This window comes from Aquimarina spinulae (genome assembly GCF_943373825.1).
Lineage (GTDB): Bacteria > Bacteroidota > Bacteroidia > Flavobacteriales > Flavobacteriaceae > Aquimarina > Aquimarina spinulae.
Map to the genome: position 1 here is coordinate 46,574 of NZ_CALSBP010000001.1, position 21,838 is coordinate 68,411.

Annotated in this window: 19 protein-coding genes; 12 read left to right on the forward strand and 7 right to left on the reverse strand. The window is 31.9% G+C overall.

Annotated features, from left to right (window positions below):
* Nucleotides 1-559 precede the first annotated feature (559 nt).
* The 4 genes from NNH57_RS00215 (at nucleotide 560) to NNH57_RS00230 (ending at nucleotide 4,876) form a co-directional block, all read left to right on the forward strand.
* A complete protein-coding gene (locus NNH57_RS00215) occupies nucleotides 560-2,614 on the forward strand; it encodes a tetratricopeptide repeat-containing sensor histidine kinase (protein WP_074408183.1) in 2,055 nt (684 codons plus the stop codon).
* The gene (locus tag NNH57_RS00220) at nucleotides 2,607-3,239 is read left to right on the forward strand and encodes a response regulator (protein WP_074408182.1); all 633 of its coding nucleotides are present in this window, start codon (nucleotides 2,607-2,609) and stop codon (nucleotides 3,237-3,239) included. Before NNH57_RS00215 ends, NNH57_RS00220 begins: the two co-directional genes overlap by 8 nt.
* A gap of 88 nt (nucleotides 3,240-3,327) precedes the next feature.
* Nucleotides 3,328-3,648 carry a T9SS type A sorting domain-containing protein gene (locus NNH57_RS00225; protein ID WP_132066051.1) on the forward strand — a complete coding sequence of 107 codons (321 nt, stop codon included), beginning with the start codon at nucleotides 3,328-3,330 and terminating at the stop codon, nucleotides 3,646-3,648.
* A 220-nt stretch (nucleotides 3,649-3,868) separates the two neighbouring features.
* Nucleotides 3,869-4,876 carry a 3-oxoacyl-ACP synthase III family protein gene (locus tag NNH57_RS00230; RefSeq protein WP_108808459.1) on the forward strand — a complete coding sequence of 336 codons (1,008 nt, stop codon included), beginning with the start codon at nucleotides 3,869-3,871 and terminating at the stop codon, nucleotides 4,874-4,876.
* Between the two features lie 272 nt (nucleotides 4,877-5,148).
* Here NNH57_RS00230 and NNH57_RS00235 read toward each other — a convergent pair whose 3' ends face one another.
* Nucleotides 5,149-7,518: a TonB-dependent receptor gene (locus NNH57_RS00235; protein ID WP_074408179.1), complete on the reverse strand. Its 2,370-nt coding sequence runs from the start codon at nucleotides 7,516-7,518 to the stop codon at nucleotides 5,149-5,151.
* Nucleotides 7,519-7,957: 439 nt separating this feature from the next.
* Here NNH57_RS00235 and NNH57_RS00240 point away from each other — a divergent pair, with 439 nt between their 5' ends.
* Nucleotides 7,958-8,320 (forward strand): CoA-binding protein, encoded by a 363-nt coding sequence (locus tag NNH57_RS00240; protein WP_074408178.1) that lies wholly within the window; start codon nucleotides 7,958-7,960, stop codon nucleotides 8,318-8,320.
* Here the strand turns inward: NNH57_RS00240 and NNH57_RS00245 are convergent.
* The gene (locus NNH57_RS00245; protein WP_074408177.1) at nucleotides 8,297-9,736 is read right to left on the reverse strand and encodes a sodium:solute symporter; all 1,440 of its coding nucleotides are present in this window, start codon (nucleotides 9,734-9,736) and stop codon (nucleotides 8,297-8,299) included. The genes NNH57_RS00240 and NNH57_RS00245 overlap by 24 nt on opposite strands.
* A 67-nt stretch (nucleotides 9,737-9,803) precedes the next feature.
* Nucleotides 9,804-10,490 carry an ABC transporter ATP-binding protein gene (locus NNH57_RS00250; protein ID WP_074408176.1) on the reverse strand — a complete coding sequence of 229 codons (687 nt, stop codon included), beginning with the start codon at nucleotides 10,488-10,490 and terminating at the stop codon, nucleotides 9,804-9,806.
* 250 nt (nucleotides 10,491-10,740) lie between these two features.
* Here NNH57_RS00250 and NNH57_RS00255 point away from each other — a divergent pair, with 250 nt between their 5' ends.
* Nucleotides 10,741-11,337 carry a PAS domain-containing protein gene (locus tag NNH57_RS00255; RefSeq protein WP_074408582.1) on the forward strand — a complete coding sequence of 199 codons (597 nt, stop codon included), beginning with the start codon at nucleotides 10,741-10,743 and terminating at the stop codon, nucleotides 11,335-11,337.
* Nucleotides 11,338-11,460: 123 nt separating this feature from the next.
* Here NNH57_RS00255 and NNH57_RS00260 read toward each other — a convergent pair whose 3' ends face one another.
* Both NNH57_RS00260 and NNH57_RS00265 read right to left on the reverse strand, forming a co-directional pair.
* Nucleotides 11,461-12,033 (reverse strand): hypothetical protein, encoded by a 573-nt coding sequence (locus NNH57_RS00260; protein ID WP_108807584.1) that lies wholly within the window; start codon nucleotides 12,031-12,033, stop codon nucleotides 11,461-11,463.
* 44 nt (nucleotides 12,034-12,077) lie between these two features.
* Nucleotides 12,078-13,949, reverse strand: coding sequence for an ABC-F family ATP-binding cassette domain-containing protein (locus NNH57_RS00265; RefSeq protein ID WP_108807585.1), 1,872 nt, complete (start codon nucleotides 13,947-13,949; stop codon nucleotides 12,078-12,080).
* Between the two features lie 511 nt (nucleotides 13,950-14,460).
* Here NNH57_RS00265 and NNH57_RS00270 point away from each other — a divergent pair.
* Nucleotides 14,461-15,894: a C-type lectin domain-containing protein gene (locus NNH57_RS00270; protein WP_074408173.1), complete on the forward strand. Its 1,434-nt coding sequence runs from the start codon at nucleotides 14,461-14,463 to the stop codon at nucleotides 15,892-15,894.
* Nucleotides 15,895-15,904: 10 nt separating this feature from the next.
* Here the strand turns inward: NNH57_RS00270 and lnt are convergent, their stop codons facing one another.
* The gene (gene lnt / locus NNH57_RS00275; protein ID WP_108807586.1) at nucleotides 15,905-17,497 is read right to left on the reverse strand and encodes an apolipoprotein N-acyltransferase; all 1,593 of its coding nucleotides are present in this window, start codon (nucleotides 17,495-17,497) and stop codon (nucleotides 15,905-15,907) included.
* Between the two features lie 719 nt (nucleotides 17,498-18,216).
* Between lnt and NNH57_RS00280 the strand changes: the two genes are divergently transcribed.
* From NNH57_RS00280 to NNH57_RS00300, 5 genes are all read left to right on the forward strand, one after another.
* Entirely contained in the window at nucleotides 18,217-18,405 is a 189-nt protein-coding gene (locus NNH57_RS00280; RefSeq protein ID WP_074408171.1) for a hypothetical protein, read from the forward strand.
* A gap of 455 nt (nucleotides 18,406-18,860) precedes the next feature.
* A complete protein-coding gene (locus tag NNH57_RS00285; protein ID WP_159099182.1) occupies nucleotides 18,861-19,025 on the forward strand; it encodes a hypothetical protein in 165 nt (54 codons plus the stop codon).
* A 489-nt stretch (nucleotides 19,026-19,514) separates the two neighbouring features.
* Entirely contained in the window at nucleotides 19,515-19,691 is a 177-nt protein-coding gene (locus NNH57_RS00290; RefSeq protein ID WP_159099183.1) for a hypothetical protein, read from the forward strand.
* Nucleotides 19,692-19,921: 230 nt separating this feature from the next.
* Nucleotides 19,922-20,083 carry a hypothetical protein gene (locus NNH57_RS00295; protein ID WP_159025746.1) on the forward strand — a complete coding sequence of 54 codons (162 nt, stop codon included), beginning with the start codon at nucleotides 19,922-19,924 and terminating at the stop codon, nucleotides 20,081-20,083.
* 139 nt (nucleotides 20,084-20,222) lie between these two features.
* Nucleotides 20,223-20,987: a CDP-alcohol phosphatidyltransferase family protein gene (locus NNH57_RS00300; protein ID WP_074408169.1), complete on the forward strand. Its 765-nt coding sequence runs from the start codon at nucleotides 20,223-20,225 to the stop codon at nucleotides 20,985-20,987.
* A 58-nt stretch (nucleotides 20,988-21,045) separates the two neighbouring features.
* Here NNH57_RS00300 and lptB read toward each other — a convergent pair whose 3' ends face one another.
* Nucleotides 21,046-21,786, reverse strand: a complete 741-nt coding sequence (lptB, locus tag NNH57_RS00305) for an LPS export ABC transporter ATP-binding protein (protein ID WP_074408168.1) — start codon at nucleotides 21,784-21,786, stop codon at nucleotides 21,046-21,048.
* Nucleotides 21,787-21,838 lie beyond the last annotated feature (52 nt).

Here is a 21,838-nt window from a genome sequence, read left to right on the forward strand (position 1 = left end):
TTTTTTGAAAACATAATCTGTTGCTTGATCTAAAAGTAGAGATTTTGAAGAGTACTATAGTCGGTCACCCGACTGGCTTGGTTTGTTTATTTATTGGTTAGGTTGATAGAAAGATGCGCTGTGGTTGGCGCATCTTTCTCGTTTTAGAGGTAGCCATTTTATATACAAAGCCGTAAATAATGATGTATAGTAGATTAAAATCTGCTTACATCGGGTATGATGTTTCCCGATGTGATAAATACAGTAAAAACAATTAATCGAGTTAATACTGTTTTATAGCAGTATTTGATTAATGTAATGTAAGTCTTTTCTTATGATTCTAATGAGGTGCATCAAAAAATTGAGATCATTTTGGTGTAATGTAATAGAAACTGTGAGTTGTTTTGTATACTGTTGATTTACAGGTTTTAATATGGTGTTTAGAAAGAGATTAAATATGACTATCTATTAATTTTTTAGATTCCTTAATAAGAAAGAGGTTTAGATACAAAAAAATTGAGACCTGTCATGCAATTTGAAAATACATTTATGTGTATCTTCACAATTAGAACCCCCTAGAATGTTAAGAAGCAAAATATACATATTTATTTTTGTTGCTGCATTTCATTTTTATGTTTTTTCGCAGCAGAGAGAGACTGTTTTAAAACTAATAGACCAAGTAGAAAATGCAACAAATACAAATGAAAAGCTTTATTTATTAGATTCGCTATCGAGTGTATTATATGAAAAAAGGAATTCGGATTTTGAATTTTATAAACAAAACTATCCGAAATATACACTACAATATATTGATTTGGCTAAGCAACTGGATAGCTTTGATCTGGCAGCTTTTAAAACTTCACGACTAACATTTCATTATCTTCAGGTAATTGGTAAACCAGATTCTGCATTGGTTATTGTAAATAATTGTATTAAGGATAGTCTCAAAATTAAAAATAAAATTAACCTGGGACATCTCTATATTAAAAGGGCGGGAGCGAATTATCAAATTGATAACTTAGAAAAAGCAATTGTAGATTATACTAATGCAGAGAAAATATATCATCAGACCAAAGATTCTATTTTTGAAGCTGATGCAATTTATTTTAATGGCCAAACATATGAGCGATTAGGTAAGCTTTCTAAAGCAATTTTAAAATTTCAGGCAGCTAATCGATTATATATCAAAATGAAAGATACTGCTTATATAGCGTATAGTGGGTTGGCAGTATCTGGAATTTTTAGCCAACTTTATCTTTTGGAGAAATCTTTTGAAGAAAGGCAGAAAATTAGAGCATTATTAAATAGTCAAAAGAATAAGGATTTTCAAGCTTTATCTGAGTTAAGTGTAAATGATGCTCGTGATTTTGTAAAGAAAAAAGAATATAAAAAAGAAGGAGAAGCTTATCTAACTGCCCTTGCATTGATGAGAAAAGAGAAAGGTCGCCATACCAATATGTTTAGGTTAAGGGCATATGTTTCAGAGTTTTACTCTAAACAAGGTAAGCCAGATATTGCTAAAAAGTATTTAGACACCCTCGAACTTTCTACTGATTTAATAAATAGCCCTTATGATAGAATATTTTATTTAAAAGCATTAGGTAGATATAAAGTTGCAAAGGGAGAATATAAAGAGGCGATTCCTGTTTTTGAAGAAGAGATTGAAATTTTTAAGAATTCGAATGATATTCGGGGACAGGTACATTTGGAAAAAGAACTCTATGAAGCAAATAAAAACCTGAATAAACTACCAGAAGCTCTAATGCATTTAGATAGATATCAATTATTGAAAGATTCTATCTATAATTTAACCCGATCTAATAGTGTTATCTATTATCAGACATTATATGAGGCAGAAAAAAGAGATAGTAAAATTGCAATTCAGAAAGCTAATATCCAGATGCTCGAAGCAAAAGATAAAGCAAAGAAAAACCTGTTAATATTTGGGGGCATAGGTTTAACTCTTTTGTTTTTATTGATCTATTTGTATAGAAATAGAATATTTCTGATTCGAAATAAAAAACTACAACAATCATTTTTACAAGAACTTTTGCAAACTCAGGAACGTGTTGGTAAGCGTATCTCTAAAGATCTTCATGATAGTGTTGGTCAAAGTTTGTTACTCATTAAAAACAGGATTCTACAGAACAAAGATACCAAGACAGCTACTGTGGTAGATGGTGTAATAGATGAGGTGAGAGCCATCTCAAGAAGTTTACATCCATTTAAATTAGAAGAACTAGGTCTTACAGTAACTTTACAAAGTAGTGTAGAGATGATCGACGAAAATTATGATATTTTTATTTCGGCAGAAATAGATAATATCGACCAGGTGTTTGATCAGGAGAAAGAAGTTAATATCTATAGATTGGTACAGGAAAGTTTTAATAATATTATTAAACATTCTAAAGCGAGATCTGCCGAAATTAAGGTGATTAATAAGGAAAATAATGTAGAAATAATTATTAAAGATAATGGTAAGGGGTTTGATGTTTCTAAAGAAAAAATATCGATCTCTAAAATAGGTCTTAAAACATTAAATGAGCGTTCAAAATTTTTGAAAGCTACTTTCGATATACTGTCTGAAATTGATAGTGGGACTACATTGATATTTAATATTCCGAAACATGCTTAAACCTAATATACTTATTGCAGATGATCACCCTCTATTATTAAGAGGGCTAGAGGAATTTTTAAAAGAACGGAAATATAACATCATAAATACACATTCTGATGGACTTTCTGCATATAATGCAATCATAAAAGACAAGCCAGATATTGCTATTTTGGATATCGAAATGCCTAATCTTACAGGTGTAGATATCGCTAAAAATTGTAAGCGACATCAGATAGATACCAAAATCATTTTAATAACTCTTCATAAAGAAAAGAAGTTTTTTGAAGATGCAGTAAAATATAATATTCATGGATATTTATTAAAAGAATTTGCTTTAACAGAGATTGAAGCTTGTATAGCAAGTGTAAGTAGAGGAGAACCTTATTTTAGTGAAAAAATATACAAACGTTTCACAAATGTTTCAGAGTGTAATTCGGATATAGAAAAACTAACTCCTTCCGAAGTTAAAATCCTAAAACGTATAGCAGAAGAGATGACAAGTACAGAAATTGCAGATCTTTTGAGTATTTCTGTGAGAACTGTAGAAAAACACAGAGCAAACATAATTCGAAAACTTACCCTTGAGCAAAAGCCAAATGCTTTGTTGATCTGGTCTCAGAAAAATAAACAATTACTACTCTAACCAGGATATGTTCACTACTGTAGCTTAATTACGTGGGGCTACGTATGTTTTGAGGAGATGAATATCTATATATTTGTCTATATAATAGTTGAATAGAAATCTTTTTGATTTTGTCAATAGAAAAGAAATAAAGTCGATGCAGGATATTATTACTGAAATAAATGGTTCTAGGGATAGTTCTTTTTCGGTTTATCCAAACCCTTTAAAAGGCGAGATTTATATTGATTGCAAAACCGAAATGCCTAATGCCAGCTGCGAAGTTTTTGACCTAAATGGACATTTAATTATAGGGAATAAAAATTTGTCGATTAAAAATACAATTTCATTTACTTCTTTTCCATCAGGAATGTATACCATTAAGGTGCGTGATGATAATAAGGTAGTGATAAAGAAATTTCTAAAACTCTAGTTTTAGGAAGATTGGGGGATGGGGACTACTAATTTTAATTAGTAGTCTCTTTTTTTTTACAGAGGTTTGTAATACAGTTATTTATGATTTATTTGTTATGCGCGCATATAATATAAGCAGGGTTTCTTTTATCAAAATGTTAAGAATACATATATTGTGTGATAACTTTTAGTTAAGCAAAAAATAACTCACAACTCACAATACACAATAAACTAACAACATGTATACTTCAAAAATATCTGGTTTAGGGTCTTATGTCCCTGAAAATGTCGTAACCAATAATGATCTATCTAAGGTGATGGATACAAATGATGAATGGATTCAGGAACGTACCGGTATAAAAGAAAGACGTCATATCAAAAAGGGAGATGGTAATAGTACTTCTATTATGGGAGTCAAAGCGGCAAAAATAGCTTTAGAAAGAGCTAAACTTACTACAGATGATATAGAACTTATCATTTTTGCAACTCTTAGTCCTGATATGTATTTTCCTGGAGGAGGAGTTAGAGTTCAGGAAATGATGAACATGAGAACTATCCCGGCATTGGATGTTCGTAATCAATGTAGTGGATTTGTATATGCGATATCGGTAGCAGATCAATTTATCAAAACCGGTATGTATAAAAATGTATTGGTCATAGGAAGTGAAAACCATAGCGGTGGTTTGGATATGACAACTCGAGGAAGAGGGGTTTCGGTAATTTTTGGTGATGGAGCAGGAGCAGCGGTATTAACAAGAAGTGAAGAAGAGGGTAGAGGGATTTTGTCTACACATTTGCATAGTGAAGGGGCCCATGCCAAAGAACTATCTCTAGAAGGTCCTAGTACAGAACATTGGGTGCCAGAAATTATTTCAGAGAATCCTCAAGAAAATATTCCTTACTATCCATATATGAATGGTCAATTTGTATTCAAAAATGCAGTAGTACGTTTTTCTGAAGTAATTAATGAAGGATTACAGGCCAATAATTTATCTGCCACAGATATTAGTATGTTAATACCACATCAGGCAAACCTGAGAATTTCTCAATTTGTACAACGACAATTTAAATTATCTGATGATCAAGTTTATAATAATATTCAGAAATATGGTAATACCACGGCTGCATCTATTCCTATTGCATTGACAGAAGCTTGGGAGCAAGGTAAAATTAAAGAAGGAGATTTAGTAGTCTTAGCGGCCTTTGGAAGCGGGTTTACCTGGGGTAGTGCTATTATTAGATGGTAACCCAGTAAAGTGAAAAAATGAAAAACGCGAAGCAATTAAGCTTCGCGTTTTTTTATCTAATAACTCGGTTATTAATTTTTTAAAGGCTAATTCAAATAAATCATAACCATGACTATACTATATTAAACGTTGTAAAATGTAAAGTGTTACAGAATTTGTTATTTTTTTGCATTTATTTAACTTTAATAAGGTTTTTAAGAAAACTGTATTAAATTTAACAAATATCTGAGTTATTAGTTATAATATTAACATTTTTTTTGAGAAAAACCTGATTATAGTATTCCTCCGCCAGATTTTTCATTATTATCTCTTCGTTTTCTTGAAACTTTTCTGTTTTTTCCACTACCGAATCGATAAGATAGTCCTAGGAAAACAGTTTGTGTTTCACCTTGAAACTGTCCATTTTGTGGATATGGGTTGTTTGCAGAAAACCTGAAACGCATTGTGTTAAAAATATCGTTAAAGTTAATACTGGCTGTACCTTTACCTTTTAAGAAATTATAACGAGCTCCTGTATTTACAAAATAAAATGGTTTGGTTTTAAATAATATACCTTCCTGCTCTCCTCTGTAAAATCCAAATACCTGAAAAGTCAAGTTTTTTGTCGCTTTAAAACTATTGTTAAGTCTAAAATTATATACTACTGCATCTACTTCTCTATTGATATTATCTACCACTCCTTTTTGTGTCTGTGAATACAGGTCAAAACTAGCATTAAAACTCCACCATTTTGTAGCTCTATAGTTACTAGATACTTCGACACCATAAGAAGAATTATTATCAAAATTTTTGAATGTTAATATCTGACCTTCTTCAACATCTGGGTTTTCTATAAGAGCCTGACTTATTTCATCATTAATGATTCTGTAAAATACTCCTCCCGTTATCGATCCTTTTCCTAATTTTCGGGTGTAGTTCGCTTCTATAGAGTTCGTAAACTGTGGATTCAATTCTGGGTTTCCGATAGAAACTATTCTTGGTGTACTCCATTCACGTATAGGATTTACCTGATTTAACCCAGGTCGATCAATTCGTCGGCTATAACTTAATTGGTAACTGTTTTTCTCTCCCGGAGTATAGCTGATAAAACCAGAAGGGTATACGGTAAAAATATCATCTTCAAATATTTTTTCTCCATCAAAAACAGCTTCAACTTCATAGCTTTCGAGACGTGCTCCTAACTGATATGACCATTTTTCAAAATTTTGACCATATGTACCATAAAAAGAATGTATGTTTCGGTCATAATTATATTTTGAATTCGCGAAAAGTGTAGAACGATAGTCATTATCCGTTCTTCTTAAACGAGTTTCATATCCTAATTCTAATTTGGTCTTTTCTGATAATGGGTTTACATAATCGAGGTTTATTGTGGTGTTTGTTCGCTCATTATTAATAAGGTCATTATAATTTGTGAACGATCCATCTCCTCCAACAAAGTTAAAACGATCATCACTATCACTTTCAAAAACATTATAATCAACTTCTAGCTCTATATTGTGTCCTTCTTTTTTAAAATCATGTTTGTAATCGAAGTTATATGTAGAACCTTGGTTATCACTATCACTTAATAGTTTTTGTGATAAATCATTCTGGTCGTTATTAAAAAAGGTGATATCTGTAGTTCCGTCTGTAAGTCCGTCAAACAAATTTTGATTGGTATATATCGAGACAGTATTATGATCATCAATAAAATAATCTAAGCCTATTTTAAATAGGTGGGACTTGTTATTATCTAAGAATTTAAAATCTGTTTGGTAATTTTGATCTTGTCTAAACACACCTCCTGCATTTTGTCGTTTAGTGATGTTATTACCATAATTACCATAAAAGTTAACTTTTCCTGTTCTGTAATTTAGATCTATAGAACTATTAAAACGAGCATTTTTTTCAAAGTTAAGCCCTAGATTAATATTACCATTAAAACCTATATTACTATTCTTATGTAGTACGATATTAATGATACCACTCATTCCTTCGGGATTATACTTGGCAGAAGGATTAGTAATCAATTCTATTTTCTTAATAGAAGTAGAAGGGATTTGTTTTAATAATTGTGCAGCATCAATATTAGTAGGTTTACCATCTATCAGGATACGTACATTTTGATTTCCGCGTAATGCGATGTTACCGTCCTGGTCTACATTAACCGATGGAATATTATTCATGATTTCTGAAGCAGTACCCCCGGTTGTGGTAAGGTCTTTTCCTACATTGATAACTTTACGGTCAATTTTTTGTTCTATTGTTGTTCGTTCGGCAACTATAGTTACATCGTCTAGAGATTCGGCTTCTTCTTCTAATGATATGGTACCAACATTGATATCCTTATTTTTTTTAGAAATCTCAATAGGTTGAGAATACGTTTTGTATCCTATAAATTGTACTTTTAACGTATAATTTCCTTTTGGTATATCAGAAATTGAGAAGTCTCCACTATCGGTACTAATACCTCCACTTATAATTTTATCTGCTCCATCATGAATTGCTACGGTAGCATAGGGTATGGGTTGCTGTAGGTTTTTGTCTATTACTTTTCCTTGTATAGTACCTACTACAGCTTCATTACTTGGTTGTGCTGTTAGGAATAGACACCAAAATGAGAAAAATAATAAAATTACTTTTTGATTGATTGTTTTCATCTGAACGTTTATTTGATTGATAATTGTTATGCATTGTACTTTGTATTGCCTAATACAAATACGTGATTATTTCTAAAATTGACACTGTGATTAATTGTGTTATATGTGTAAGACGACGGTAGATCTATTCTGTTACACCTTATTTTGACTTTAACAAAATATTAAATAATTAAAAACCGCCTCTAATATTAGAGGCGGTTTTCTATAATAACCAAATAGTAACACTAACCATCAACTATGAATAATATTTGATTATTATAAAGTAACTAACTAACTAAATTTATGAAAATTCATATCTTTTATATGTAAGACGAAGTGCTTTGATTTGTGTTACATTCATCTTTTATTTTTAACAGTTTTCAGGTTATTTTTAACGTTTTAGCTTTTATTTCGTGTCCTAATAAACCTATTTTTCCTGCTTTAACTTCAAATACAGTTTATGGATAAAAAAACATTAGTACTGGGAGCGTCCTTAAAAGCAGATAGATATTCAAACTTTGCTATTCATAAACTGGTAACTCATGGTCATGAGGTCGCTGCTGTTGGATTAAAAAAGGGAGAAGTTGCTGGTATAAAAATTGAAACTGATATAAATGATGTAGATAATATAGATACAATTACTCTATATTTAAATCCTCTTAGGCAACAGCCTTATTATGATGATATCATACAGCTAAATCCCAGAAGAGTAATTTTTAATCCCGGAACAGAAAACCCAGATTTTTATCAAAAACTTAAAATAGCAAATATTGAAGTAGAGATAGCTTGCACACTAGTATTACTTTCTACGAATCAGTATTAATCCTAAAAAGGTTAAAAACCCATTAAGAATTAAGATAAAGAAACCAAATTTAAAACCAAACCATAAATCACTATTCTCGCTAATGATATAAGATAAAATTGGGGATAAGATTGCAACAATTGGCACTAAGTTATCTTTTACTTTTAGTTTTGTAAATAGCCCAAATGCATATAAACCTAATAAAGGGCCATATGTATACCCTGCAAATACAAATAGTTTTGCAATTACACTTTCGTCTTTTATTAAGTACTTAAAAGCGATAATAACCAATACTAGTATGAAAGAAAATAGAATATGGATCTTTTTTCGGGTCTTGACCTGATCTGCTGGACTGTATTTTTTTTCTATGTCGAGTATATCGATACTAAATGAAGTGGTTAATGAGGTCAACGCACTATCGGCACTACTATATGCTGCAGCAATAAGACCAAGTACAAAAAAGATAGCGATACCAAAACCTAATCCGCTTTGTGTAGCAATTACAGGAAAAAGCTGATCTTTATGAGCATCAATCCCATTTTGTGATGCATATTGAGTAAGTAGTAACCCAAGACCTAAAAAAATAAAGTTTACAATAGTTAACACAATAGTAAACCAAAACATATTTTTTTGCGCATCTTTTAGGCTTCGGCAGGTGAGATTTTTTTGCATCATATCCTGATCTAGCCCCGTCATGACAATTGCAATAAACGCACCTGATAAAAATTGTTTCCAAAAATAGTTCGCACTTTTAAAATCATCAAAAAAGAACATCCTCGAAAGATCACTTTCTAATACATAACCCAATAAGTTTGATCCCTGAATCCCTAAATCATCTGATACATAATATATCGCTACACCTACTGCAATTAGCATGAACAGTGTTTGTAGTGTATCGGTCCATACAATAGTTTTAATTCCTGATTTAAAAGTATATAGCCAGATTAATAATATGGTTATGATAACGGTAACCCAAAAAGGAACTCCCAAAGCATCAAAAAGAATAGATTGTAAAACATTTGCCACCAAAAACAATCTAAAACTCGCTCCAACTACTCGTGATAGTAAAAAAAATGAAGCACCGGTTTTGTATGAGTAATTACCAAAACGTTCATCCAGATAGGTGTAAATTGAAGTTAAATTAAGTTTATAATAAAGAGGAAGTAGTACAGTACCAATAACAGCATATCCCAAGATATACCCTAATACTACTTGCATATAGCTAAACTGTGAAGCTTCAATCCACCCTGGTACAGAGATAAAGGTTACACCGCTTAATGAAGCGCCAATCATCCCAAAAGCTACAATATACCATGGGGATTGTCGATTCGCTTTAAAAAAAGCATCATTTCCTGAGTTTTTACCTGTGAAATAAGAGATGAGAAGAAGAATTCCAAAATAAGCCGCAATAAGGAGTAGGATATGTAATGGTTGCATGAATTTCGGTTAAAAATGAATCCCCAAAATACAAATTAACCAGTAATGGTAAACCATAAAATCAAAACTATTTGTTTCTTACATCGCTTTCGACCATCCCATCACGAAGGCGTATAACACGATGTGCATGTGCAGCAACTTCTTCTTCGTGTGTAACCAGAATAACCGTATTTCCTGCAGCATGAATTTCATCAAAAAGCTGCATAATTTCTAATGAGGTTTTAGAATCCAGATTTCCTGTAGGCTCATCGGCCAATATTATTGAAGGTTTATTTACCAAGGCACGACCAACTGCTACACGTTGTCGCTGCCCTCCCGAAAGTTGATTAGGTTTGTGATCCATACGATCAGATAAACCAACATCGGTAAGTACTTCTTCTGCTCTAACGGTTCTGTCTTTTTTAGAAGCACCGGCATAGACCATAGGTAAGGCAACGTTATCTAATGCAGTAGTTCTGGGCAATAAATTAAAAGTCTGAAAAACAAAACCAATTTCGCGATTTCGAATATCAGCTAATTCATTATCGGTCATTTTACTAACATCATTTCCGTTTAGGTTATACGTCCCACCAGTTGGTGTGTCAAGACATCCCAGTAGATTCATTAGAGTAGATTTACCAGAACCAGAAGGACCCATTATTGCCAGGTATTCTCCACGAGCAATATCAAGATCAATACCTTTAAGTACATATACTGTTTCCTGACCTAATTGAAAATTTCTGATAATTCCTCTAATTTCAATAACATTTCCCATATAGTAATCTTTACAGATGGTTAAGATACAATTTTAGACTATATGACGCAGCAGACAAAAAGTTGTTACACTCTAATTGCAAAATGTTCTTTTGTTGATTCTTTGTGCTACTCTGGGAAAGGCAGATGGGTTAAAAGTAAGTTAAAAAATAAATCCCTTAAACCCTCCTAATAATACTATGATTTTTGTCATTTTTTGCATTTCATGTTACGATTAGTTTTGCTCTGGAATGTTAACTAACAAAACAAATATGAAAGCACTAAAACGCCCCGAACCTATTAATGTAGAGATTGTCTTAGATCCTAAAGAAACAATTATGAGTAAGACTGATCCTAAAGGAATAATAGAATATGCGAATGATTATTTCATGGAAATTTGCGGATATGAAGAGCAAGAATTAATAGGTCAACCTCATAATGTGATTCGTCATCCAGATATGCCCAAAATTATTTTTAAGTGGTTATGGGAACACTTGCTGGCAAAGAAAAATATACATGCTTTGGTTAAGAATCTGGCAAAAGACGGTAGATATTACTGGGTGATTACAGATTTTGATGTAAAACTTGATGATGAAGGACAAATTATTTCTTTTTTTGCACGAAGAAAAGCTCCGCCTAGAGAAGCAATTGAAAAAATAGATAAACTGTATAAAAAACTACTAGCAATAGAACAGGCTAGCGGAGTCGAAACAACAGAAAAATATCTCGTTGGATTTCTTGAAGAGAAAGGGATGACCTATCATGAGTTTATTGAAGAGGTTTGCTTGTCTGAAGAGACCAAGCCTTATGATCCAAAAGAATTACAATATCATAAACGAAGAACAGTATTTTCAAGAATGTTTAGGTAATATATGATGATGTTTATGATACAATAATTACTTTTTTAAATTTTATATGAGTGGGTAAGCTCATGTGATTTAGTTTATGTTTAGAAGTAAAAGCCTAAGGACTAATTTAATCTTTAGGCTTTTTTATGCTCTTATGGTAAAATGTTCTTTGGCTTGTTCGTTTCTAATACATACAAAACCTAGATAAAAAGTGTCAATAGTTACAGTAGTTTTGGGGTGTTCTTGTATTGTTTTCCATAAAATAATATTGTCTTCAGATTCATATATAGAATTGAGGATGATAATACTGTCATTATGAACCATAGACAATAGTAATTCTATATTCGAGAAAGATTGTGATTGATTCATGTCGAGATAAATCATATCATAATCATTTTTCGATTGGATATTATGATCAATCTCAATCAAATTATCTATTGATAAAATCTCTGATATAACCTTCGAATCTGTTAAAACAAGACCAGTTTTAATATCAAAATAGGGAAGTATACGATTAAGAAGTTTAGCAGTACGATATCTAACGGGAATTTTTTTGTATGCTTTTTTATATATTGATTTTATGGTTATATATGCTTTTCGTTTTTCGGTATTATAAAAACATCGGGTCACTAGATTGTATACAAAAGGAGAATGTACTCCATGTTGATTGGTAGATTTAGAAAGAAATCTGAGATATGCTTTTATTTTGAAATACATTTTTTGGTCTAAATCAAAAACCTAACACTATTTGTTTAATCATATCATTCTTCCATTTTTTCAGAAAGCTCAAACCATCGCATTTCATTTTCTTCAATTTCCTGGATGATTTTCTGAAGTTTTTTAGACTCGGTATTTATTCTTTCTTCGTCCAGATTACCTTCGGCAAAAAGGTTTTCGATTTCTTTTTTTTGCAGCTCTAATTTTTTAAGCTCTCGTTCAATTTTACTAAATTCTTTTTGCTCATTATAAGAAAGAGCAACTTTATTGTCCTTTTTCCAGGTGTTTTTGACTTTTGTATCTATAGTAGTATCAGATGTTTTTACCTCGACTTCTTTACTGTCTTCATAAATACGATAATCGGTATAATTACCGGGAAAATCCTGAATAACGCCATTACCTCTAAACACAAATAAATGATCTACGATCTTATCCATAAAATAACGATCATGAGATACTACAATCAAACATCCCGGAAAATCTAATAAGAAATTTTCAAGCACATTAAGAGTTACAATATCTAAATCATTGGTTGGTTCATCGAGAATCAAAAAATTAGGATTTTGAATTAAAACGGTACATAGGTATAATCTTTTGCGTTCACCACCACTTAATTTTTCTACAAAATCATATTGTTTTTTGCGGTCAAATAAAAAGCGTTCAAGCAATTGTTGTGCAGAAATTTGTCTTCCTTTTTTTAAAGGAATATAATCTCCAAATTCTCGAATTACATCGATAACTTTTTGGCCTTCTTTAATAGTAATCCCACTTTGTGTATAGTATCCAAATTTTATCGTATCGCCAATCACAATTTTTCCATGATCAGGAGGTATAGCACCTGTAATCATATTTAGAAAAGTGGATTTACCGGTTCCGTTTTTACCAATGATACCAATACGTTCTCCTTTTTTGAAAACATATTCGAATTGGTCTAACAAGATAAGTTTGTCGAAACGTTTAGATATTTTATGAAGTTCGAGAATCTTACTCCCCATGCGTTCCATATTAATCTCGAGCTGAACTTCATGATCATTACGACGTTTGTGAGCACGTTCTTTGATTTCATAGAAATCATCAATTCTAGATTTGGATTTGGTCGTACGCGCTTTCGGTTGGCGGCGCATCCAGTCTAATTCTTTTTTGTAAAGTTGCTTGGCTTTATCTGTTGTAATTTGCTCATTTACAATTCTAGCCTCTTTATTGGCCAAATAATAGGCATAATTACCTTTGTAACTATAGAGTTGACCATTTTCTAATTCTATAATCTCATTACATACATTTTCTAAAAAATAACGATCATGAGTTACCATGAATAGCGTAAAATTCTCTTTGGCAAAATATTCTTCTAACCATTCTATCATTTCTAAATCCAAATGGTTAGTAGGCTCATCAAGATATAATAGATTAGGTTTGCTTAATAATATATTGGCAAGGGCTAATCGTTTCTTTTGTCCACCAGATAATTCACTTACCTTTTTATTAAGGTCCTCTAGTTTAAGCTTAAAAAGTATTTGTTTATACTGTGTTTCAAAGTCCCAGGCATTCATTGCATCCATTTTTTCAAATGCTAGCTGATAGCTTTCTACATCGTCGGGGTTTAACAACGCTTTTTCATAAGTGTTAATTACTTGAAGAATATCATTGTCTGAGGCAAAAATAGTTTGTTCGATGGTAAGGGAAGGATCCAAATTAGGTTCCTGAGGCAAAAAAGCTACTTTAAGATTTTTGCGATATACAACTTGGCCTTCATCGGGTTCTTCGTCACCGGCAACAATATCAAGGAGAGAAGTTTTTCCAGTTCCGTTTTTGGCGACAAAACCGATTTTTTGCCCTTCGTTAATTCCGAAAGAAATGTTTTTAAAAAGGATACGCTCTCCGAATCCTTTAGCGATATTTTCTACTGATACGTAATTCACAATTTTTTATAAAGCTGCAAAGGTACAAGGTTTATAGGTTACAAAGAAGCAAAGTTTTGAAGTTTCTGTATTGTGAAACAATAAATAGAAGATTTATTACAGTATTAATGTTTTATAGCGGTTAATTTTAATCGCCTTGTTATTTATTAAAATAAAAGAATTTATGTGTCTTTGTAAGTCAAAATAAATTCATTAAACCTATAGGAGTAATTTTTTTGTGAGATACAGCTATTTAGGGTTGACTACAGTAACTTAAATATGAATTACAGGAATATTTTATATCTTTCAGGGATTATTTACACACTACAATCATTTTTTACTAGGGCAATGTACGGGCGAGATATATGTTTGATTATACTTAATTCTTAAATATCAGGTATAAAAGTTTGGGAGAAAAAGTGTTATGTTGCTATTTTGAATGTTGCACTTATGATACGAATTTTTATATACTTAGTACTAAGCTATTAGTATTTTAAACAATTAATATATTACTTTTTTTACCTACTAATAAATGAGAAAGACACTACTTTATTTATTTACCTTGTTTTTTACTTTGTTATCCTTTGCTCAAGGAACATATAGAGACGAATTTGGATCTGTATCTTATGCAAACAATGATGGGACGCTAAATTGGGCAGCAAACTGGAATGAAATTGAGCCTTTTGATGTTAATAATGACCCAACTCAAGGTTTTATTAGTATTAACGGTAGTCGACTTAGATTTAGATGGATATGGACTGAAACTATAGACAGGCGAGCAGATTTATCGGGAGCAACTAGTGCTACACTTTCTTTTAATTGGGAAACATCTAGCTTGGAAGCAGGAGAAGAGCTTGCTATTAGAGCTTCAAGTGATGGGACTAATTTTACTACTTTAGCAACATTTGGAGGTACGCAATCTGGTTTTTATAGCGTAGATATTTCGGCGTATATTTCTGCTAATACAACAATTCGTTTTGATAATGTCGGAAACAATTGGAGTGGTAATAATGATAGGGTTTTTATCGATAATGTACAGATCTTAACTGCGGTAACTGTTAATCAACCTCCTACTATTGTAGTTAGTGGTGATCAGCATTTTTGTCCTAACCCTACTAATTCTAAACCAGTAGTGCAAACAGTTGCAATTACCGATCCCGACGATACAACTGCAGACGAGATTTCAATACAAATATCATCAGGATATGTAAATGGGCAAGATTTGTTAACATTAACTGGTAGTCATCCTAGTATAACTAGTTCTTGGAATGCAACAGAAGGGAGATTATTTCTTACTGGCCCAGCAACATTTGCCGAGTTTGAAGCGGCAATTTTAGCTGTAGTATACTCAGCAAGCGCATCTAGCCCACCCGAATTAAAAGAATTTTCTGTAGTGATAGGGAATGCGCTTTTCCTGCCTGAGACTGGACATTTTTATGAATTTGTATCAGATGCAGGGATTCGCTGGGATGATGCTAGAGATGATGCCGCTACAAGAACATATTTTGGCTTACAAGGGTATTTAGCGACATTGACTAGTGCTGCTGAAGCTGCTTTTGCAGGATCACAGATAACAGGTAATGGATGGATAGGAGCAAATGACGAGGCAACAGAAGGGCAATGGACATGGGTTACCGGACCAGAAGCAGGAACTCTTTTTTGGACAGGAAATCAAACTGGATCTGTTGTTCCTGGTGAATTTGCATTTTGGAACACAGGAGAACCTAACAATTGTTGTGGAGGAGAAGACTATGCACATATTACAGCACCAGGTATCGGGATTCCTAATTCATGGAATGACTTACCTATTGCCGGAGGAGGAGGAGCGTATGCATCACAGGGTTATATTGTAGAATATGGCGGTATGCCAGGTGATATACCTCTACAAATATCTGGAGTAACTAGATTGAGAATAAGTTGCTCTGTGATTACCAATAGACAACGAACGTATAGAGTAAATAACTAGGTTCTACTTATTAAGAGGATAAAGACATTTTTCTTTTTCGTCGGGTTACAGAAAAAAGAAATATAAAAATCGATAAAAATATAGCAACTCTAGCCAGATAATTTCCTGCTTTCGCATAAAATGTGATTTTATCATTTGTAACAAGGGTTCCTTTTAATGCTCCTTGTTTTTCATAGTCTAATTTTGCTACGATATTTCCTGTTTGGTTAATAATAGCAGAAATTCCGGTATTGGCACTTCGTGCAATGCTTCTTCTGGTTTCAATAGCTCTTAGTCTGGCATAAGATAAGTGTTGTCTATGTCCTTGAGTATTGCCCCACCAGGCATCATTAGTAATAATTGCCAGAAAGCTTGCGTTATTTCTAATATACCCTGTAGCAAATTCTCCATATATACTCTCATAACAGATTAAAGTTCCTACTCCAATACTATCTTTAGAGAAGAATACTTCTCTATCTTCTTGCGTAGTTTTCTTGGCGACCGTTCCGCCAAGATCAATCATAGCATCACCCAAAATAGGTTTTAAAACACTTTGGTATGGAAAATTTTCTACACCAACAACTAATTTACTTTTGTGATATAACTCATCAGTTCCGTCGGGACGAACAAAAAATGCAGAATTATAGTCATCATAATAAATGCCTTCTTTATAAGTGTTCGTTTGTTTGCGAATTTTACCAGGGTCATTAAATACATCTATTAATGATATTCCTGATAATACATTTGCATTAGGGTATTGATTAAGTATTAGTTGTGCAGTTTTTTTAGCAATAGAGATAGAGAAATTAGTAAGTCTGTTATTGTCTGCAAAAACAGTTTCTGGAGCAACAATAAAATCTGTTTTTGAAGTAGCAACGGTATTAGTTAGTGAGTCTAATAATTTACCTATTCGGGTATCTGTGGTGTTATACTTTTCTGTATAGGGATTTATGTTTGGCTGTAGAATAACGACTTCGATATCGTTACCTTCTTCTTTATACGTTTTTAGAATAATAAATGATATTATAATAGGGATTAGAATAATCAATCCATTACTAATTGCAGACCTGTATAGAATAGCTTTATCCTTATGTTCTTTAAAAAGCAGTATGCTTTTAAAAATACTAATGTTAATGATCCAGATCCAAAGCGTACCACCAAAAGTTCCTGTGTATTCGTACCATTGTACCCAAGAGGTAAAGCTTGCGAATCCATTACCCAGATTAAGCCAGGGCCAGGAAAACTCCCATTGTAAGTGCGTATATTCAAAAGTCATCCAAAAGCAAACCAGAAATATACTACTGATCGTAAATGTGGTTCTTTTGGCAACAATATGATAAATCAAAAACACCAAAGTCATTACCAGACTATTTACAATTTCTGCAAACCACATACCAAACGCAGTAGAATTATAGATCCACCAGGTGGTAATTATATTCCAAATAAAAAAGGCGAGAAAAGCAAAGGCAAAAACCTGGCTTTTACTGTATTTATTTTTACGAATGTTATATTCTGCAATCAAAAGAGGAACAAACCCAAAGAATAGAAATAAAGGAAAGCCATAGGTCGGCCAGCTAATGGCGAGTAAAAGGCCTGAAATAGTACACAATATGATGTTTCTCATAAAAAAGCTTCCTTATTGATAACGAAATTAAACTTATTTAGTTACAATTAATATAATTGAATGTTTCTTTTTTGTAACGTTTAGCAACGGGTAGTCTTTTAAGTGTTCAAACTGGCAATTTGATATAATTCTTTGCAATGTGATATTTACGAAGTTCGTTACTTAAAACTATATTTTATTTTGAAGGATTTAGAGTTACTTTTTTTAATTTATTTTCTAGTTTTTTTATGTTTTGATAGCTTAGTCTTTGTGAAATTTATAGCGGTCAAAATTTATAAATTCATACCTCGTTTTTAATGGTGTATAGCTAATATCCTTGTATTTCTACTAGCCTTTATACTATATTTGATTCGGTTATTAATACTTGTTTTATGTATTGGAATCACTGTCAGGAAAAAGAAAAGTAAAGGCTTCAATTAGAACAATAATATATCTGTTGTGTGAAGAAATACTTTCAATTTTATTCCATAAATATCAGTAAATGGGCAATCATATCTAAAAAGAGGATGACCTATCAGGTTTGATTTTCTTTATCAAAGATCTTGATGAAAAAAACACATCAGTCGATGACTCCTAAAAAAGAAATGTAAGTAGTATCATAAATAAACAAAGCTCTAAAATGAGCTTTGAATATAAAAACATTCTCTCGCGAGGAATAGACACACATGGTGAGTGTCTTAAAATGTTCATCACAATTGTAAATATTGAATATTTAAATTATGAAAAAATCAATTTTAAACATAGGAAGAGCTTTAAGTAAAGAAGCGCAAAGAACAATTAATGGAGGAGGTCCGAATGATATAGAAAGTATATATGGCCCTCATGAATGTTCAATGTGTACTGATGGACACCGTTGTTATTATGATGTAGATGGTAATGGATATTGCACAGCTGAGACGGATGATTAACTAATCCCTGGATCTTAAAATATTTTTATTTGATGATGAAATACTACCGTTTTTGAAGGTGGTAATGTTCAAAAAGCTCAGTCATTTTTTAAGAACTTAATAAAATTTCTTTAAGTACATGATAAAAAAAGTTATAGATTAATATAAATTATTGATTTCCAATAAAATATGTAGTTTTTGTTGCTTTTTGTTACCCTAGTTCTTCGATCTAGCTCAGGATAAACTAAAGGCTAGAATCCATCTTGATATAATGTTATTAATAGTGGATTTACTCTTTTTTATTTCGGGTTTGGAAGAAAATAATTGAGGTCACTATTATTTCATTCTATATATGAAAATATAAAGTGTTTTTTAAAGCTTTTGTATTATAAAAATATTCTTTTGGTAAAGAATAGATACAAATTGTAAGTGTCTTAAAACAGTTGTCGTAAAAAATAATATTTAAAACTTATGTCATGAAAAAATCAATTTTAAACTTAGGGAAAACTTTAAGTAAAGCAGAACAAAAATCAATTAATGGAGGTATTGCCCCGTATTTATGTACTCTAGGAGACCCTTGTTATCTTTTTATGGGACCAATATGTACAGATGTATGTATGCATGATCCTGGAGGGAGGTAGAATGTGAAATTAATTCTACATATATGTCTGCAAGTAAACAATCATTGTTTTAAAGTTTATATTACTGTAGGATATTGATAACTTGGCTGAGTTGCTTTTTACGAAAAAGGGACTCAGCTTTTTTAAAAACGTACTAAAGTTTTTCTAAGTACCTGATAAAAAGTTATACGTAAATATAAATTACTTTTTTTCAATAAGATATATTATATTAGTTGTGTTTTATTACCCTAACCCCTCAACCTAACTTTGGATAAACTGAGGACTAGAATCCATTTTGATATATAGTGTTATTAATAGTGGGTTTACTCTTTTTTATTACGGATTTGGAAGAAAACAATTGATTGTTTCATTCAAAATATGAAAGTATAAAATGCTTTTTATGGCTTTTATGTTATTTGTATTAGCAATAATATTCTTTTATAAAGGATAGACACAAACGATGAGTGTCTTAAAATGGTTGTCGTAAAAAATAATCTTAAAACCTATATCATGAAAAATCACATTTTAAACTTGGGTAAAGTTTTAACCAAAACGCAACAAAAACAAATTAATGGAGGCAGGTGTCAAAATGCATTTCAATGTTGGGAATGGGCTAATTTTTTTGGACCAGAAGATGCGTATGCATGTATTGATGGGAATTGCGGACTTAATCCAGGTCCACTTTAATTGCTGGGAGTGTGAAAAATCAAATTTAAACTTAAGAAAAGTTTAGATAAAGTAGAACAAAAAATAATTAATACAGAAAATCTTATATCCGGTGAATGCGATCTCCAAAAATAGAATAGTACAATTCTATATGTAAAGTTCTATGTCAAAATAGGATATACTTGATAATAGACACAAACGATGAGTGTCTTAAAATGTTTGTCGTAAAAAATAATCTTAAAACTTATATTATGAAAAATCACATTTTGAACTTGGGTACAGTTTTAACCAAAACTCAACAAAAGCAAATTAGTGGAGGAAGACCAGTTAATTGTTACCATCATGCAATTTGTCCACCAATCGATGAACCAGATTCGTGTATAATTTATGGTAATGTATGTCATGTACTGTAGGTAAATGATTCCAAATTTCCAATTTACTATAGAATTCCCCGGGGTAGAGCCTCGGGGAATTACTCTTGAGAGGTAAAAAGCATATTTTTAAGTGTTCATTAGAGAAAATAGTTTACTATTTTTACACAAAATCGACTTCATGCTTATTAAAAGACAAATCCCAAACTTCATAACGCTTCTCAACCTTTTTTGCGGATGTATTGCTGTTATTTTTGCTGTTTTGGAGCAATTAGAATTTACTGCATTGTTTGTAATGCTAGGTATAGGATTTGACTTTTTTGATGGTTTTGCAGCCAGAATATTAGATGTTAAGAGTGAATTGGGATTACAACTTGATTCTTTGGCAGATATGGTTACCAGTGGGGTTGCACCTGGTATTGTGATGTATCAATTGTTATCTCAAGTTTTTGGAAAACCATTTTATGTAACTCCTGATTCTTGGAATTCTGAACAGATTTTAGCGAGTTTTGATATGTCTTATGTATCCTTACTGGGTTTATTGATAACCTTGGCTTCTGCATATCGATTAGCTAAATTTAATATAGATACCCGCCAAACTACTTCATTTATTGGTTTACCCACACCAGCAAATACATTATTAATTGTTAGTTTGCCATTAATACTCAAGTTTCAGCAAGAACCCTGGATTTTAGAAATAATCCTTAATAAATGGTTTTTGATAGGATTAACTATACTAAGTTGTTATTTACTTAATGCTGAGATTCCTCTATTTGCTTTAAAATTTAAGAATTGGAGGTTTGCAGAAAATAGGATTCGTTATATTTTTATAATACTTACCATTATTTTAATTGTATTCTTAAAATTTATAGCAATACCTTGTGTGATATTGCTTTATATTTTAATGTCTTTATTTTTCAAAGAAAAAAAGCTGATCGGAGAATAGTTTGTGATCATTTTTTTTTAATGATTAAGACTCAAAAATCAAATACTCCGTATTATCATTAAAAATTCAATTTCTTTTTTCTAAGTTCGAAATTTTGTCCCAGATAAACTTTACGTACCATTTCATCTTCGGCCAATTCTTCGGGAATACCAGCTTTTAGAATACTTCCTTCAAACATCAAATAGGTTCTATCTGTTATAGCAAGAGTTTCCTGTACGTTATGATCCGTAATCAGAATACCGATGTTTTTATCTTTTAATTGTGCAACAATACGTTGTATATCTTCTACAGCTACTGGATCTACCCCTGCAAAGGGTTCATCCAAAAGGATAAAATTGGGATCTGTAGCCAGTGCTCTTGCTATCTCTGTACGACGGCGCTCACCACCACTTAGGAGATCACCACGGTTTTTACGGATATGCCCTAAGCCAAACTCTTCGATAAGTGCTTCCATTTTATGCAATTGCTCTTTTTTAGAAAGTTTGGTGAGCTGAAGTACACTTAAGATATTATCTTCGATACTTAATTTTCTGAACACAGAAGCTTCCTGAGCCAAATAACCAATACCATTTTGGGCACGTTTATACATTGGATATTTGGTAATATCGGTATTGTCTAGTGTAATTTTTCCTCCATTAGGCTTTACCAAACCAACAATCATATAAAAGGAGGTTGTTTTACCGGCACCATTTGGTCCCAGAAGCCCAACAATTTCTCCCTGATTCACCTCCAGAGAGATTCCTTTTACTACTTTTCTACCTTTATATGATTTTACAAGATTATCTGCTTTTAACTTCATATCAGAATGACTTCTTTATATCGGGGGTGTTGCTAAAATGAGCTCGTAAATT

What these genes read in the sequence shown, in the direction of transcription:
- NNH57_RS00260 (WP_108807584.1), bottom strand. Translation starts at nt 12,033, where the DNA reads ATGTATTTCAAAATAAAAGCATATCTCAGATTTCTTTCTAAATCTACC.
- NNH57_RS00285 (WP_159099182.1), top strand. Translation starts at nt 18,861, where the DNA reads ATGAAAAAATCAATTTTAAACTTAGGGAAAACTTTAAGTAAAGCAGAA.
- NNH57_RS00290 (WP_159099183.1), top strand. Translation starts at nt 19,515, where the DNA reads ATGAAAAATCACATTTTAAACTTGGGTAAAGTTTTAACCAAAACGCAA.
- NNH57_RS00255 (WP_074408582.1), top strand. Translation starts at nt 10,741, where the DNA reads ATGAAAGCACTAAAACGCCCCGAACCTATTAATGTAGAGATTGTCTTA.
- NNH57_RS00220 (WP_074408182.1), top strand. Translation starts at nt 2,607, where the DNA reads ATGCTTAAACCTAATATACTTATTGCAGATGATCACCCTCTATTATTA.
- NNH57_RS00270 (WP_074408173.1), top strand. Translation starts at nt 14,461, where the DNA reads ATGAGAAAGACACTACTTTATTTATTTACCTTGTTTTTTACTTTGTTA.
- NNH57_RS00300 (WP_074408169.1), top strand. Translation starts at nt 20,223, where the DNA reads ATGCTTATTAAAAGACAAATCCCAAACTTCATAACGCTTCTCAACCTT.
- NNH57_RS00235 (WP_074408179.1), bottom strand. Translation starts at nt 7,518, where the DNA reads ATGAAAACAATCAATCAAAAAGTAATTTTATTATTTTTCTCATTTTGG.
- NNH57_RS00230 (WP_108808459.1), top strand. Translation starts at nt 3,869, where the DNA reads ATGTATACTTCAAAAATATCTGGTTTAGGGTCTTATGTCCCTGAAAAT.
- lnt (WP_108807586.1), bottom strand. Translation starts at nt 17,497, where the DNA reads ATGAGAAACATCATATTGTGTACTATTTCAGGCCTTTTACTCGCCATT.
- NNH57_RS00215 (WP_074408183.1), top strand. Translation starts at nt 560, where the DNA reads ATGTTAAGAAGCAAAATATACATATTTATTTTTGTTGCTGCATTTCAT.
- NNH57_RS00280 (WP_074408171.1), top strand. Translation starts at nt 18,217, where the DNA reads ATGAAAAAATCAATTTTAAACATAGGAAGAGCTTTAAGTAAAGAAGCG.
- NNH57_RS00295 (WP_159025746.1), top strand. Translation starts at nt 19,922, where the DNA reads ATGAAAAATCACATTTTGAACTTGGGTACAGTTTTAACCAAAACTCAA.
- NNH57_RS00250 (WP_074408176.1), bottom strand. Translation starts at nt 10,490, where the DNA reads ATGGGAAATGTTATTGAAATTAGAGGAATTATCAGAAATTTTCAATTA.
- NNH57_RS00245 (WP_074408177.1), bottom strand. Translation starts at nt 9,736, where the DNA reads ATGCAACCATTACATATCCTACTCCTTATTGCGGCTTATTTTGGAATT.
- NNH57_RS00240 (WP_074408178.1), top strand. Translation starts at nt 7,958, where the DNA reads ATGGATAAAAAAACATTAGTACTGGGAGCGTCCTTAAAAGCAGATAGA.
- lptB (WP_074408168.1), bottom strand. Translation starts at nt 21,786, where the DNA reads ATGAAGTTAAAAGCAGATAATCTTGTAAAATCATATAAAGGTAGAAAA.